This window comes from Helicobacter cynogastricus, assembly GCF_900197855.1.
In the GTDB taxonomy this organism is placed as follows: domain Bacteria; phylum Campylobacterota; class Campylobacteria; order Campylobacterales; family Helicobacteraceae; genus Helicobacter; species Helicobacter cynogastricus.
In genome coordinates, this window is sequence record NZ_FZMQ01000015.1 from 29,794 (window position 1) to 45,224 (window position 15,431).

The following is a 15,431-nucleotide window of genomic DNA, read 5'->3' on the forward strand; positions in this document are numbered from 1 at the left end:
AACTTTAAAATCCATTAGGTTTTTCCTGTTAGAATTCGCGATTTGGAGGATATAATGGCAGTAATAGGTAAACTAGACACTTTGGAACATTTGTTTAGGAAGACTCGAGAGCTCGAAACGCTCTATGATTATCTCAAAAATATGCTTACAAGTGGACATGCGTGGCATCAATCTCTGATGACTCAAAAGGAAGGTTCTACCAAGCGTCCCCTAGAGCACGGCATACATGCGATGGAAATCGTTTATCAACCCACGCAAGAGGGGGTTTTAGAGACACATAGGGCGTATGTGGATTTTCTCTTGGTGGTAGAGGGAAGTGAGCTTATACTTTGGAGTGATATTACAGATTTAAAGGTGCAAGATTCCTATGATGCTAATATAGATCGCCAAACTTACCATGCACATTCCAAACCATGTGCTATCCCTATGCATGCAGGAATGTTGGGCATTTTCATGGATTACGATGCGCACACGACACGCCCTATTGATTCTGAACTTGTACGCAAAGTGGTGGCTAAAGTGCCTAAAGAATTAATTAAACTAAAATTATGAGGTGAAAGAGTTAATGCATTCTTATTGGTTTTTTCTTAGCTCAATCGTGGCTCTTGGAGCTAGCACTTTGGAAGGAGTGTATAAAACCCAGTCTTTTCTCTATATGAAAAGCTCTTATGTGGAATTTTTTAAATATGGAGACAAATACTACGCCTACGGGATTGCTAATGTAGATGGCTCCAGTGCTCGCAAGGACATTTACAATAAAAATCCAGCACTCAGAGATCGTAGCGACAAAGGCGTGGTATTCTTGTATGGATTAACGCATGTGGAAGGAAACATCTATAGAGGAGGGCATGCCTACAACTTCTATGATGGACGGACTTACTATGTGCGCGTGCGTCAAAAGAAAAATGGCGATCTGAAATTTTTACCCAGCCTAGATAGACATGGTTTTTTTGGCAAAACTTTTATTTGGAAGAAGCTCGATAATGCCTATCTTAAAAATCATGACATTGTCAAGCCGGATTTTTCTCAAGTGCTAGAAACTCTTAAAGAAATCCCTAACGATGGCTCTTGATCCGCTCTAGGGCAATTTTCACCGCGTTGCTAGCTGCGCCGACTCTGAGTTGGTCGGCCACACACCACAGGTGTAAAATTTTAGGATCGAAGAGATCGGATCGTACTCTTCCTACAAAGGTTTGATCGGTGTGGCTAGCACTAATGGGCATGGGATAGAGATTTTTGCTAGGCTCATCTAAGAGCACGATGTTAGGCGCGCTTTTGAGCACCTCTTGGGCTTGATAAGCGTCTATAGCTTGCTTGAAGTGGATGCTAATACTCTCGCTATGGCTACGCAAAACAGGCACACGCACACAAGTCGCGCTAATGGGAAACTCCACATGCATGATCTTGTGCGTCTCTTGCACCATCTTCATCTCCTCTTTAGTGTAGCCAGAGGGCATGAAAATATCAATTTGAGGAATCACATTCAAGGCTAAGGGGTGGGGGAAGACTTGAGCTTGCTGGCTACCTGTCATCTGTGCTTGCAACTCTTCAATCCCGCGCTTGCCCGCTCCACTAGCTGCCTGATAAGTGCTCACACAAACCCGCTCGATCCCAAAAGCCTTATGTAGGGGGTTGAGCACCTGCACCATTTGGATAGTTGAGCAGTTAGGATTAGCGATGATATTTTTAGGGCAATCTTTTAAATCCTGCGCGTTAACCTCTGGGACCACTAAGGGGATGTCTTTTTCTAAGCGAAAAAAGCTAGTGTTATCAATGACCAGCGCGCCTGCATTAGCCGCACTAGGAGCAAAGAGCTTACTCACTCCACTCCCCGCGCTAAAAAAGGCGATGTCTATACCCTCAAAACTCTCATGGGTGGTTGGTAAAATCTCATATTCTTGCCCCATAAGTGTGAGTTTTGTCCCAGCACTTCTCTTGCTAGCTAAGGGTTTGAAACTCTTAAGAGGAAAATGCCATTGCTCTAAAAGTGTGATGATCTCCAAGCCCACCGCCCCGCTTGCCCCTACAAGGGCGACATTATAGCCCTTCATTCGCTCACCATCGCCAATGCGCCCAAAAAGCTCAAATGATTCACCTGCACCCCCGTCGTCATGTTCTTGAGGGTTAAGCTCTTGTTACGCACTTCTTCTTCTCCTAAAACCACCACAAATTCATGCCCCTTTTGGTTGGCATAACTGAAAGGTTTTTTGAGTTTTTCAATTTCAGGGTAGAGTTCTGCATTCACATCACTTTGGCGGAATTTTTGGGCAACTTGACTAGCATAGGCGAAGTGGGAGGGGTGCATGCACACCACTAACACCCGCGCGCTCGTGGATTTACTCTCCACTAATTCGAGCTCCTCTAAACCCACTAGCAAGCGATCTAGCCCAATAGATGCGCCCACACCGGGCAAACTCTGGGTGCTAAAGCTCTTAGAAAGATTATCATAACGCCCCCCTGAACATACACTTCCCAAAGTCGCTAGGGCATTGAGGGTGGTTTCATAGACGATCCCGGTGTAATACCCAAGCCCCCTAGCAATGGAGAAATCTACTTTAAAATGCTCAGGATTGATTTCTAAAGAGAGGAGGAGATTAAAGAGGCTCTCTAACTCCTCCAAGCCCTCCTTTAAAGTGGAGTTATAAGCTTTCAAATAAGCCACGCTTTTAAAAAATTCTAAGGGGTCGCCATTTTGCTTTGTGTTGATGATTTCTAGCAGGTCTGCAAACTGCAACTGCGGGAAAAGGGTTTTGAGCTCCAAGAGCACGCCCTCTTGACCGATCTTGCTCAGTTTGTCCACTACCCTTAAGAGTGCGTGAATCTCCTCTTGGGTATGCAAGCCAAAATGTTCGCACAACCCATTTAAAATCTTGCGGTGGTTGATCCACACGCTAAATTCATCCAAGCCTAAAGCTTTCAGACTGGCGATGATCACCTGAATGATCTCGCTATCACAAAGTAAACTTTTGCTTCCGATAAAGTCAAAATCGCATTGCGTGAATTCTCGATAACGCCCCCTTTGGGCGCGCTCCCCCCTAAAGACATTACCAATAGCATAGCGTTTAAAGGGCAGTCCTAGAGCGTGGTGGTGCTGGGCGATAAAACGGGCTAAGGGGATAGTTTGATCAAAGCGCAACCCCACTTCTCTTTTGCCATGATCTTTAAAGAGGTAGATTTCTTTTTGAATCTCCCCCTCCTCTTGGGTTAGAATGGAAGCGTATTCCAAATGAGGAGTTTCGATGGGCACAAATCCAAAACTTCTAAACACACTGGCCAATTTGTCTAGCACCGCTCCCTTAGCCATCGCCTCTTTGGGGAGTCTGTCTTTAAAGCCACTCAAAGTTTTAGGGGTGATCATGGCGATCCTTTGTTAAGATGCACTATTATAGCAGTTTAGTCAAAGTTGCTTTTTAAGCGAGCAGTTTTTCTAGGATTTTCTCATAGGTAAATTCTTGAATGCGTGCGTGCAATTGTTGGGAAATTTGTGCGTAATAATCAGGGTTGCCCAGTAGAGTATCTATTTTGACTGCCATTTGTGAGGCATCTTGCACCACCAATTCTGGACAAAGCCCTAAAGCATTGCCCACCGGTGTACAAATAAACGGAGTGGCAAATTGCATGCTCTCTAAAAGCACCATAGGAAAGGATTCGTAATTTCCCGTGCTGCCATGTAAAAAGAGTGTGGCATTTTTACAAAGCTCTAGGGCAACCTCGCGTCCGATGTCATAGAGAAACAGCACTTCTTTAAAGCCATATATTTCATCTAACTCATAGGTTTTTAACGATTTGAGGCGATCCAAAGTGTGTCCATGATTTAAAGAACCCACAAAGACTAGAGGGATTTGTGTTTGGCTAGCATAATAGGCCCGCAAAACCACCTCCTGCCCCTTTTCAGGGTAATAGTTGGAGATGTTGAGAATAAAAGGTTCTCGAATTAATTCTGCAAGAATGTTCTGTAAACTGGTGCTGTATGTGTTGAATCTGTCGAGTCTTTTTAGTTGCTGGGGGAGGGGGGGGGGGGGGTAAATTGCTTGGGTGCATTAATGTCTTTAGAAAAAACCCCATTGGGCAAAATCTCCACATTAAGAGAATCCAGGCTGTTTAGATACTGGTATAGAGAACTATCTTTATGTAACAAAAAGACTTTATCATAAGCTCTAAGCTGGCTTGCTATATAAACAAGAGGGTGTTCTGATTGTTGTGGCTTTGACTTGTGGTTAAATTTGTGAAACAGCGTCTTCCAAGAAATAGGCGAATGCTGAGGTGCAGGAGGGATATCTTTAAATTCAACATGGTTTCTTAAAAACTTTCTTTTTGCTTTGCAAGTGCTCAGGTGAAGATAGATTGCATCGCTGTTCCAAGTGCCAATTGAAGAATTAACTAAAATATCGCAATCAAAATTTTTGACAAAATCTACATAAGCCTCAAGTTCGCCCTGCCAAACCCACTTTTCATTATAAATATGAAACTCAACAATATAGAGATTGGGCGCAAACTCTAAAGCTTGTTTGGTAATATTGCCACTGGTAAGAGGATGCCTATCCCCCTGCCGCTTTAAGGACATCGCCACTTCTGCATGGTTAAAAGTATCGCTTGTAATCACATAGACCTGATGACCGGCCTGCGCCAGCGCGCTAGTCAGGCCATAATCCGCCGTAGCTGTGCCCGTTTGCAAGGGGATATATTGTTCTGTGCAATAAAGAATAACCATTGTTCAAACTAACCCTAACACTCTCTGAGCGTGGCCTTTGGCTTGGACATTGTAAAGCGCGTGGGCGATCTTGCCCTCTTTGTCAATCACAAAAGTGGAGCGAATCACGCCCTCTATTTCCTTGCCATACATGTTTTTAGCACCATATGCCCCATAAGCTTTAAGCACTTCCAAATTAGGATCGCTTAAAAGTTCAATGCCTAATTTTTCAGACTCGATAAAATGGCAATGACTCTTGGCATCATCTGGGCTCACCCCCAAAATCACCGCGTCCTTAGCTTGGAATGCGCTTTTTAATTTGGTGAAATCCTGCGCCTCAATGGTGCATCCGGGGGTGTTATCCTTAGGATAAAAGTAAAGCACCACGACTTTACCTAAAAAATCTTTTAGGCTTACGCTCTGCCCTTGCGCATTTTTGAGAGTGAAAGCGGGGGCTAGGGTATTTGGTTCTAAACGCATCGTTTCTCCCTAATATAAGATTACACGCACAGCCATAGGGCCATGCACACCAAAGACGGTTTGTAACTCAATATCTGCCGTGCGGCTAGGGCCCCCAATAAGGAGCATGTTAGTGGGCAGGCAATGCTTACAATCCTCATCGCGCATTTTGACATCTTGAGGCATGCCTGCTTTTTTAAGTGCTTCTAAGCCTTGTGCCAAATTGCGTACAATTTTAGATTTTTCCAATAAGATAATGCATTTGAGGGTGATGAGCGAGGTTAAGCGTGGACTAGAGGGGGAGGAGACCACGCCCACAATGCCCAAATTAGCCACCCCGCAAGTCGCCTTTAAGATCGCCGTATCGATATTAAAAATCTCTTCTCTAAAAGCCTCTACAGGCTGATTATAAGGGATTTTTGTGTAATTTCCTCCTAGCGCTTCTATATCACAGGGCAAGTCTGTGGCGTAGAGAAGTTTTTGGCTCTCAAAAGCATTGAGAGCGTTTTCTATCTCTGCGAGCAGATTTTCTGAGCTTGAATCAACCACCTCTGAGCGGTTTAAGTCTTGGTAATACTTATATTCCTCGAGCAGATCCTCTTTGGTATCCACAATCATATTTTTATAGGGAATGTCCACATGCGTAACACTATGGCGTTTGAGCGCGTTTTGGATGCGCTCTAGTACAACTTGCTTACTCATAAATCACCCCCGCTAGAGATTTCACTTTGGCATGCACGCTACCCCCCACTTGGGGCATTTCGCGATGCTTGAGCCACTTATTGAGCACAGGGGTATAATGCCCCACAAACTTGCCCAGCGGGGCAAACCATCCGCTCATTGTGAGCATAAGTCGCCATGCCGTGCCGCTACTGGCCAATTTAGCAAAGACCTTCATGCCCAGCTCCTCTAATTTGCTATGCTTAGTGTCCTTATAACCGCGTACAATCCCCCGCCCTTCATGACTTTTCTCCGCGCGCAAATCCCTAATGAGCTCAGGCAGGGGGATTTTTACCGGGCACACTTCCCCGCAACGCCCACACAAACTGCAGAGATTGGCGATGTGGGCGTAATTATCCAACCCAAAGAGTTGGGGAGTGATCACCACTCCAATGGGCCCGGGATAAGTGGCTAAATAGGCATGCCCGCCGATTTTGTCATAGACTGGGCAGTGGTTGAGGCAAGTCCCGCAACGAATACAGCAGAGAGCGCGGTAATATTTTTCATCAGCCAAGATATTAGAGCGGTTATGATCCAATAAAATAATATGCGCTTCTGTAGGGCCATCTAGCTCGCCCTCTTTGCGTGGTCCGGCGATGATATTTTGATAGCAGGTGATGGGCACACCCACCGCGCTAGGACAGAGCAGGTTATTTAAAAGGGATGCGTCCTCAAAGCTCTCTACCATTTTTTCAATCCCGCAAATAGCGACATGGATATCGCAAGCAGTGGTGCACATGCGTCCATTGCCCTCATTTTCTACTAGCCAAATGGCTCCCTCATTGGCGATCGCAAAATTCACGCCAGAGAGTCCCATTTTAAAGCCCTCAAACTCTGTGCGCATATGTTTTCTAGCAATGCCATTGAGCTTTTCTGGTTCACTTTCTAAAGGCGCGCCTAGCTTTTCTTGGAAGATTTTACCCACTTGGTGGCGGTTTTTGTGGATGGCAGGCACGACAATATGCACGGGGTGTTCGTCAATGAGTTGGATGATGAGCTCACCCAAGTCCGTTTCTTTGGCCACAATGCCCTTTTCTTGCATGAAGTGGTTCAGACCGATTTCCTCGCTGGCCATGGATTTGCCCTTGAGAATACGCTCTACCTTGCGCTCTTTGGCTAAGTTATAGATGATTTCATTGGCATCTCTAGCTGTGCTGGCATAATGCACTACAAAGCCATTTTTGGTGGCGTTTTCCTCAAACTTTTGTACATAGCTATCTAACTGGGCTAAAACTTTGAGCTTGGCGTTTTGCCCCATAGTGCGCAACTCTTCCCATTCAGGAAAACGGTTTGTAAGTAAATCCTTGCGCTTGGCAATGAGAGTGTCCATCGCAGAGCGCAAATTCGTGCGCATCTGCGTATCGCCCAGTTTCTCGTTAATAACATGTTCATAATCATGATCGCTATGAGTGTGTATCATATTAAGCTCCTATGCCTATTCTTTGGGCTAAAAAATCATAAAAGTGCATGGCTTTAGTGGAGCTGCGCATTTTAGCCATTGCCCCACTAATATTGAGTAAGCAACCTGCATCCGCTGAGAGAATGCATTCTACTTTTTGGTTTTCAATATCTTTAATCTTTTCGCGCACCATTGCTCCGGAAATCTCAGGTTCTTTGACCGCGAAAGTCCCTCCAAAGCCACAGCATTCCTCTTCTCTTTGCAAGGGTACAAGCTCTACATTATTTAACTGGGCGATAATTTTTTTCGCGCTTTCAATCACCTTAGACACCCGCAGGGCGTGGCAATTGGAATGCCAAGTAACCTTAATGGGCGCGCCTATGTCCTCATAGCGCGCCTCTAATTTTTTATCCAAAAATTCAGAGAGTTCAAAAACTCTTGAGGCGAAGTTTTTGACCTCCTCATATTCCTTATGCCCTTCAAAGAGCTCTAAATAGTCATGCGCCATCATCCCCACACATGAACCGCTGGGCACAATCACGGGATAATCCTCTTTAAAAAGGCGCACATTGTGCAGGACAATCTCGCGGGTTTGGGTGTAGTAGCCTGAATTATAGCTAGGTTGCCCGCAACAGGTTTGATCTTTTTTAAAGATTACCTCAACCCCTTCTCTTTGTAAAAGCTTGATACAATTAAGCGCAGTTTGGCTAAAAACAGCTCCTCCCAAACAAGTGGCAAAAAAATAAACTCTCATGCAAGTCCTTCTAAAAATAAAACATACCCTTTATTGTAGCTAAAATTGAGAAAAAGCGCGCGAGTAACCTTGTTACTAAGTTGATGGTTTTATTATGTGAAATACGCTTTAGAAAAGTTACTTACGTGTTTTTCTATGATAGTATTGTAAAGTTGATCTACTGATCTACTGATCTACTGATCTACTGATCTACTGATCTACTGATCTACTGATCTACTGATCTACTGAGACTTGTACATTCAGGGTTTGCCTGTGGAATGGGAGTCAAAAACGGAATTATGCAATTCTTTTTTTGGGAGTAGAGTTACTATGAGTTTCAAAACAAAAATTTCACTTGTTTTTGCCATCTTGCTATCTATAAGCTTTATAGCGACAGCCACTATCCTTAACTATAGGCTTTATTCTCGTATGACAAGAAGTGCTAAAGCACAATTGGAGAAGACCGTTGATCTGCTCTCTTATTCTCTCAAGGGCTGGGATGATGCCATTCGTGCCGCACTCATAAATACCTCTAGGCAAATTGAAAAACTAGACTTAAACGACATGGCGATGGTGCAAAAGATTTTAAGCTATGTGCAATATGGAATGGATAGCACAGATTTACATATCGCCTTTGAAGATGGGCGAATTTTTAAGACCGTGGGGCACATTCCTAAGGGCTATGATCCACGCAAGCGATCATGGTATCAACAGGCTAAAAGAAATCGGGGTCTTATCATTACAGAACCCTATGTCGATCTTTTTACCAATCACCTTGTAGTTTCCTATGCAGTCCCCATTATCCAAAATGGCGTATTTAAGGGTGTTTTGGGTTCAAATATTCCCTTAAACTATGTGGAAGATAGTGCTAAAAAACATTCCTCTAGCCAAGTACGCCTCTACTTCTTAGATCAGGGAGGCTTTGTTTTGGGTGCTGGGTCTTTGGAGCAAGGTAAGAAGTTTTTGGAAGTCTATCCGGAAAAAGAAGGCATTCTTAAGGAAATTCTAGCCCGCCATGATGGCTTGATTGAGAGTAGCGTGGATGGCACAGCCAAGTATTATGTTTACACCACGGTTCCGGGCTTTTCTTGGAAGGTGCTTGCTGTGAGCGATAAAAATTTTGTGCTCAAAGATTTAAGCATTATCCAACAAACTATTATTGCCATTTCTATCATCGCTACGGTCATTTCTATTATTTTGCTATTTATCCTGCTCAACATTCTCTTTAAACCCCTGAAAAGACTGACTAAACTCATCCAAGCCTTAGCTTCCAAAGATGGCGATTTGACCATACGCCTAGCCGTGCATGGCAAAGATGAAATTGCCGTGATTTCCAAGAGTTTCAACACCTTCTTAGACAAGACGCATGGCATTATCTCTACTATTAAACGCAATAGCGCGCAAAATACTGAAATCGCTCATAATCTGCAGAGTAGCTCCGATGTAGTTTCTCATAATGCTACTGAAGAGCAGCAACGCATTAAAGTGGTGGTACACAATGGAGAAGAGGTGATCACCAATATTCTCACGAGTGCGGATAATGCAGCGAGCAATAGCGATAATTTGATGAACACCACACACACGCTAGAGAAAGTGCGCACCACTATTGAGGAATTTAGCCGCGATTTGAGCAAAAACGCCCAATCAGGGGTTGATTGTTCCGACAAACTAGAGCAGGCTTCTAAAGACACCGAAGAAATCAAAAAAGTTTTGACCATCATCGCAGACATTGCCGATCAGACCAATCTTTTAGCACTCAACGCGGCCATTGAAGCTGCCCGTGCTGGTGAACATGGGCGCGGGTTTGCAGTGGTGGCTGATGAGGTAAGAAAATTAGCTGAAAAAACTCAATCTAGCTTAGGCGAAGTGCATGGTGTTATTAATGGTGTGGTGCAAAGTGTGAATGATATTAGTAAAGACCTCCACAGCAACGCTCAAGAGATTGTAAAAGTTTCAGAAGCCGCCCATGCTTTACAAGGTGTGGTTGATGAAAACGTACAAGGGATTCAAACCATCATCAATACCACCATTGAGGATGTAAAAGTCTTTAAAGATATAGCTAAGTTAGCTCAAAAGATCATGGAGGAAATTCATACGATTGGGGATCTCACAGCTTCCAACCAAGAGAGTGTAAAGGCTGTTGCCCAAGCGAGTACCTCTTTAAACCAAACAGCCGACATTTTTGCTTACGAATTGGGTAAATTTAAGGTTTGAAATCACAAAGAGGGGGTTTTGTTTTGCAATTTGGGGTTTTTCAAGTACTGATGTGCTTGGCTCATTTTTATAGACCACTTGCTAAGAGATGCTATGTTTGCTAGAATTCATTTATTCATTTATTCATTTATTCATTTATTCATTTATTCATTTATTCATTTATTCATTTATTCATTTATTCATTTATTCATTTATTCATTTATTCATTTATTCATTTATTCATTTATTCATTTATTCATTTATTCATTTATTCATTTATTCATTTATTCATTTATTCATTTATTCATTTATTCATTCGCGCAAAACTCTGTCTTTTAGGGCGGAGATATAAACACTTGGTAATTTTAATTATGCCAAAATCGTCGCATTCGCCCTTTAGGACAAGAAATGGCCTTATAGGCGTTAAACACAAAGCTTTTCGTGTCAGTGTCTGCTGGAACGCTTTGCTTAGGAAATCGCTCTCTTTTAGAAAGAGGCGTTTGACTCATTTAGCCCTATTGTTTTGCGTTGGACTTTCCGCACACTCTTTGCTAGAGACTCCCACTCTCCTAACCCCACACCAAAGACAATACATAGATTTCCTAAGTGAAAATGATGCCTATGTGTATCCAGTCGATCGCTATTACACGGCTGGAAACCGCGTGGGTTATGCAAGTAAAGAGTACAACTTTTGGGGCGCAGCGCATCATCGCTCTTGGATAGCGTGGAGTCGTTATTTGAGCTTGCTTTACAAATCTCCTAAAATGACTCGCTTTAGCATTTCTTTAACCCAAAGCATTTACACTCCGAGTTTAAAAAATCACCTTATTACCGGAGTTGTTCCCCATGATCACCTCTACGCCGGTTGGCTTAGAGCAGATTTAGGGGTGTTTCAACGCAGTAAACATGTTCTAGAAAAATTAGATTTCTCTTTTGGTATGGTAGGGCCTCATGCTTTTGCTAGAGAAATACAAGACTGGATTCATGACATGCGTGGAGATGCGAAATTTTATGGTTGGGCACACCAGTTGCGCAATGAATTTATTTTTGAGTTCACTTACCAATATCTTTATAAACTCCCCCTGCTTACTACGCGTTTTTTCTCTATAGACATGCTCCCGGGAGCTACGATCACTTTGGGCAATGCCATCACGCAGTTTAGACTAGGTTCGATGTTGCGTATGGGTTATAATTTAGATGCAGATTTTGGACCCAATAAGATCAATTCCAATTTTAGTGGGGGTTTTCCTTATAGTGATAAGCTTTCAATCTATGGTTTTGTAGGGGCGAGTGGGACCTATGCTCCTTTAGATATTTTTGTGCAGGGCAATAGCCCGGATACTAGAAATGTAACCTTTCTGCCCCCAGCTCTCTTTGGGATTGAAGGAGGGATTGCGCTACTCTATAAAGGTTTTAGGCTTGCGTTTGTAGCGACAAATCTGAGCAAGACTTTTCGCGACCAACCTTTAAGCCACAATATTGGCACAGCGGAAATTAGTTTGGCTTTTTGAAAAAAACTTAAGACTTAAAGAGTATAATTCGGGCTTCATAGCTAGGCTAATAGGAGCACTCATTAAAAAACTTCTTGCGGTTATCTTTATTTATGTGGGGCAACTTTTCTGTGCTTTGGATGCCCAAGAGAGTCGCATTAAAAGTATTGAATACGAAGATCTTTCCTATATGTCTGACATGCTTGCTAGCGAAATTGTCAAGATCAAAAAGGGCGAATCTCTTGATTTAAAAAAGATTGATGAAGCGATATTAGCTCTGTATAATCAAGGATATTTTGAGGATGTGTACGCGACTTTCAAAGATGGCAAACTCGTTTTCCATTTTAAAGAAAAACCTAGAATTGCAGGAGTAGAAATTAAGGGCTATGGTACAGAAAAGGAAAAAGAAACCCTCTATACTCAAATGGGAATCAAAAAGGGGGATACTTATGACGAGACTAAGTTAGAGAATGCTAAATATATTCTCAAGGCTGCGTTAGAACAACAAGGTTTTTATGGTAGCGTGGTGGAGACTCGTCTTGAACCTTTAGCTAGTGGGGGGGCTTACCGCATTATTTTTGATGTAAATCGAGGCAATCACATCTACATCACTAAGTCCACTTATGAGGGACGCGAGCAATTAAAACCTCGCGTGGTGGAGAGTTTGAGCGCGAACAAACAGCGCGATTTTATGGGCTGGATGTGGGGTTTAAACTCTGGAAAATTACATCTGAGCGAACTTGAATACGATTCGATGCGCATCCAAGATGTCTATTTACGTCATGGCTTTTTAGATGTGAATGTGTCCTCTCCATTTTTGAACACCAACTTTGCCACCCACAAAGCCAAACTCTACTATAAAGTTAGAGAGGGGATTCAATACCGAGTCTCAGGGATAGAGATTCAGATTGATAAGCCCGTTGTACCCATCCCCAAACTTCTCAAAGCCATTAAAATCCAAAAGAACGCCGTATTTAACATCGAAAATATGCGCGCCGATGCGCAGATTCTCAAACGAGAAGTTGCCGATCAGGGTTATGCCTTCGCTGTGGTCAAACCCGACTTAGATAAAGACGAAAAGCATGGCAAGGTGAAGGTGATTTATCGCATTGAAACCGGGGACATGGTCTATATCAATGACATTATCATTTCGGGTAATCAGCGCACCAGCGATCGCGTGATCCGTCGTGAGGTTTACCTCAACCCAAAAGAGCGCTATAGCCTTACAAAGGTAGCTAACTCAGAGAACGCTTTGCGCCGTTTGGGCTTTTTTTCTAAAGTCAAGATTGAGGAGCGGCGCGTCAATAGCCAGCTGATGGATATTTTGGTCAGTGTAGAAGAGGGGCGCACGGGGCAACTGCAATTTGGCTTGGGCTATGGGAGTTATGGGGGACTTATGCTCAATGGGAGCGTGAGTGAGAAAAACCTCTTTGGCACGGGACAGAGCATGAGTCTGTATGCCAATATCGCTACGGGGGGTGGAGGGAACAACTATGGGATTCGAGGGAGTGGGCGGATGTTTTCTGGCAACCTTACCTTAACCAACCCACGCATTTTTGATAGCCGTTATAGCACTTCCTTAAGCCTTTTTGCTGACTACATCATTAGCTATAACTATATCCAACAGGGCGGGGGGTTTAGTGCCACTGTGGGACACATGATCACCAACACCTTTAGTGTGAACTTGGGTTATAACTATAGTCTCAATAAAATCGTGGGTTTTTCTAGTCCTCTTTATGAGATGTTTTATAGTAGTAAAAACACAACTATTCGCTATCCAAATGGTGACCCCGTCGTGGGGCTTGATGGCAAAACTTTGCATGGTCTTTGGAATCGTGATTACCACACCCCCACTACTAGCTCTTTTACTTTAAGCACCAATTTTGACAACACAGACGATTACTACTTTCCTAAAAACGGCTTCACTTTTTCTAACTACACCAGCATGGCTGGACTCCCTTCTGCCGGTGGACTTAATTCTTGGAATGGTTTGGGGGGGAATGTACGCAATACGAAAATCTATGGCAAGTTTGCCGCTTACCATCATTTACAAAAATACCTGCTCATTGACTTGATCGCGCGCTTTAAAACTCAAGGGGGTTATATCTTCCGTTACAACACAGAGGATTATTTGCCATTAAACTCCGTCTTTTATCTAGGGGGGGTAACCACTATTAGAGGCTTTAGAAATAGCTCCATCACGCCCAAAACTCCAGAGGGCATGTGGGTTGGTGGCGATGGCATTTATACGGGTTCTGTAGAGTTGAGTTATGGCTTGCTCAAGGCAGCTAAAATGCGCGTGGCGTGGTTTTTTGACTGGGGCTTTTTGACTTTTAAAAACGACACCAAGGGCAAAAACTTTTGGCAAAACTCTTTGACGACTAATGTAAATTTCAAAGATTATGGCGTAGTGGGTGCGGGCTATGAACATGGCACTTGGCGTGCTTCTACAGGTTTGCAAATTGAGTGGATTTCGCCTATGGGTCCTTTAGTCTTAATTTTCCCCATTGCCTTTTTCAACGATTGGAATGATAAGAGAGGTCTCTTTTTCAACCCGAATTTTGGCGATCTAACCCAACGCTTTGAGTTTTCTATGGGCACGCGTTTTTAAAAGGACACACATGCAACGATTGGATAAAAAAACCCTTTTGGAGTGGATGGAGCGCAAGCCCCTCAAAGAATTGGGGCGTTTAGCTCTAGCTAAAAAAGAGGCCCTGCACCCGGAAAATACTACAACCTTTATTGTAGATCGCAATATTAATTACACCAATATTTGCTTTGTAGACTGCAAATTTTGTGCTTTCAAACGCACCCTCAAAGACAAAGATGCTTACTTGCTCAGTTTTGAAGAAATTGATGCCAAGATTGAGGAATTAATTGCTATTGGAGGCACGCAAATTTTATTTCAAGGCGGAGTACATCCCCAGCTTAAAATTGACTACTATGAAAATTTAGTTTCTCACATCGCTCAAAAATTTCCCACCATCACCATACATGGTTTTTCAGCTGTAGAAATTGATTATATCGCCAAAATTTCGCGCCTCTCTTTAGTGGAGGTCTTGGAGCGTTTGAAAGCCGCAGGCCTTAGCTCAATTCCGGGGGCAGGCGCGGAGATTTTAAGCGACAGGGTACGCGATGTCATCGCGCCTAAAAAACTTAGTGCCGATGCTTGGATTGAAGTGCACAGACAAGCACATAAATGCGGGATTAAAAGCACGGCGACTATGATGTTTGGGAGTGTGGACACCAATGAAGATGTGGTGGAACATTTGGAACGCGTGCGCAATCTACAGGATGAAACAGGTGGTTTTCGTGCCTTTATTCTTTGGAGTTTTCAGCCCAATTTCACCCCCCTGCAACAAGAAAGACCCGATATTAAAAAGGCGAGCGCAAATCGTTATTTACGCTTGCTAGCCTGTAGCCGTCTATTTTTAGATAATATTAAAAACATTCAAAGCTCTTGGGTTACACAAGGGGCGATGGTTGGGCAATTAGCTCTATTGTTTGGAGCAAATGATTTGGGTAGTGTGATGATGGAGGAAAATGTGGTCAAGGCTGCAGGTACAAGCTTTTGCATGGATCAGGAAGAGATGGTTGCCTTAGTGGCAGATTTGGGGGGCAAGGCAGCCAAGCGCAACACTGCCTATGAAATTTTAGAGAGATATTAAACTCGAGGTCTAAAATGAAAAGTGTCCGTTATGCGTTTCTACTGGCTGTAGCTGTGCTGATTTTAATAAGCGTAGGAGT

13 protein-coding genes and 1 pseudogene are annotated in these 15,431 nt (G+C 43.3%); 6 read left to right on the plus strand and 8 right to left on the minus strand.

What is annotated here, in order from left to right:
• Nucleotides 1–54: 54 nt before the first annotated feature.
• Both C6H00_RS06745 and C6H00_RS06750 read left to right on the plus strand, forming a co-directional pair.
• On the plus strand, nucleotides 55–552 hold the full coding sequence (locus tag C6H00_RS06745; protein WP_104750234.1) for a YhcH/YjgK/YiaL family protein: 498 nt from the start codon (nucleotides 55–57) through the stop codon (nucleotides 550–552).
• A 13-nt stretch (nucleotides 553–565) separates the two neighbouring features.
• Nucleotides 566–1,072 (plus strand): DUF2147 domain-containing protein, encoded by a 507-nt coding sequence (locus C6H00_RS06750; RefSeq protein ID WP_104750235.1) that lies wholly within the window; start codon nucleotides 566–568, stop codon nucleotides 1,070–1,072.
• Here the strand turns inward: C6H00_RS06750 and asd are convergent.
• Genes asd through C6H00_RS06790 form a run of 8 tightly spaced genes read right to left on the minus strand, consistent with a single transcriptional unit; the run spans nucleotide 1,056 to nucleotide 8,022 of the window.
• Nucleotides 1,056–2,051 (minus strand): aspartate-semialdehyde dehydrogenase, encoded by a 996-nt coding sequence (gene asd / locus C6H00_RS06755; RefSeq protein ID WP_104750236.1) that lies wholly within the window; start codon nucleotides 2,049–2,051, stop codon nucleotides 1,056–1,058. The two genes, C6H00_RS06750 and asd, sit on opposite strands and share 17 nt — an antisense overlap.
• On the minus strand, nucleotides 2,048–3,358 hold the full coding sequence (gene hisS, locus C6H00_RS06760) for a histidine--tRNA ligase (protein WP_104732756.1): 1,311 nt from the start codon (nucleotides 3,356–3,358) through the stop codon (nucleotides 2,048–2,050). Before hisS ends, asd begins: the two co-directional genes overlap by 4 nt.
• A 52-nt stretch (nucleotides 3,359–3,410) precedes the next feature.
• Nucleotides 3,411–3,950: a glycosyltransferase gene (locus C6H00_RS06765; RefSeq protein ID WP_324728718.1), complete on the minus strand. Its 540-nt coding sequence runs from the start codon at nucleotides 3,948–3,950 to the stop codon at nucleotides 3,411–3,413.
• A 44-nt stretch (nucleotides 3,951–3,994) separates the two neighbouring features.
• Entirely contained in the window at nucleotides 3,995–4,711 is a 717-nt protein-coding gene (locus tag C6H00_RS06770) for a glycosyltransferase family protein (protein WP_104750238.1), read from the minus strand.
• 3 nt (nucleotides 4,712–4,714) lie between these two features.
• Complete coding sequence (locus C6H00_RS06775; protein ID WP_104750239.1) at nucleotides 4,715–5,170, minus strand: peroxiredoxin; 456 nt, start codon at nucleotides 5,168–5,170, stop codon at nucleotides 4,715–4,717.
• 9 nt (nucleotides 5,171–5,179) lie between these two features.
• Nucleotides 5,180–5,851, minus strand: coding sequence for a LutC/YkgG family protein (locus C6H00_RS06780; protein WP_104750240.1), 672 nt, complete (start codon nucleotides 5,849–5,851; stop codon nucleotides 5,180–5,182).
• The gene (locus C6H00_RS06785; protein WP_104750241.1) at nucleotides 5,844–7,289 is read right to left on the minus strand and encodes a LutB/LldF family L-lactate oxidation iron-sulfur protein; all 1,446 of its coding nucleotides are present in this window, start codon (nucleotides 7,287–7,289) and stop codon (nucleotides 5,844–5,846) included. The genes C6H00_RS06780 and C6H00_RS06785 overlap by 8 nt, the downstream gene beginning before the upstream one ends.
• Before the next feature lies 1 nt (nucleotide 7,290).
• Entirely contained in the window at nucleotides 7,291–8,022 is a 732-nt protein-coding gene (locus tag C6H00_RS06790; protein ID WP_104750242.1) for a (Fe-S)-binding protein, read from the minus strand.
• Between the two features lie 432 nt (nucleotides 8,023–8,454).
• Here C6H00_RS06790 and C6H00_RS06795 point away from each other — a divergent pair, with 432 nt between their 5' ends.
• The 4 genes and pseudogenes from C6H00_RS06795 to C6H00_RS06815 all read left to right on the plus strand — a co-directional run bounded on the left by C6H00_RS06795 (nucleotide 8,455) and on the right by C6H00_RS06815 (nucleotide 15,352).
• Nucleotides 8,455–10,215: a methyl-accepting chemotaxis protein gene (locus C6H00_RS06795; protein WP_158655752.1), complete on the plus strand. Its 1,761-nt coding sequence runs from the start codon at nucleotides 8,455–8,457 to the stop codon at nucleotides 10,213–10,215.
• A 479-nt stretch (nucleotides 10,216–10,694) separates the two neighbouring features.
• A complete protein-coding gene (locus tag C6H00_RS06805) occupies nucleotides 10,695–11,705 on the plus strand; it encodes a lipid A deacylase LpxR family protein (protein ID WP_199769211.1) in 1,011 nt (336 codons plus the stop codon).
• Between the two features lie 139 nt (nucleotides 11,706–11,844).
• A pseudogene (gene bamA / locus C6H00_RS06810) lies at nucleotides 11,845–14,295 on the plus strand (outer membrane protein assembly factor BamA); the annotation flags it as partial.
• Nucleotides 14,267–15,352: a dehypoxanthine futalosine cyclase gene (locus C6H00_RS06815; protein ID WP_104750244.1), complete on the plus strand. Its 1,086-nt coding sequence runs from the start codon at nucleotides 14,267–14,269 to the stop codon at nucleotides 15,350–15,352. The pseudogene bamA and the gene C6H00_RS06815, both read left to right, overlap by 29 nt.
• Nucleotides 15,353–15,431 lie beyond the last annotated feature (79 nt).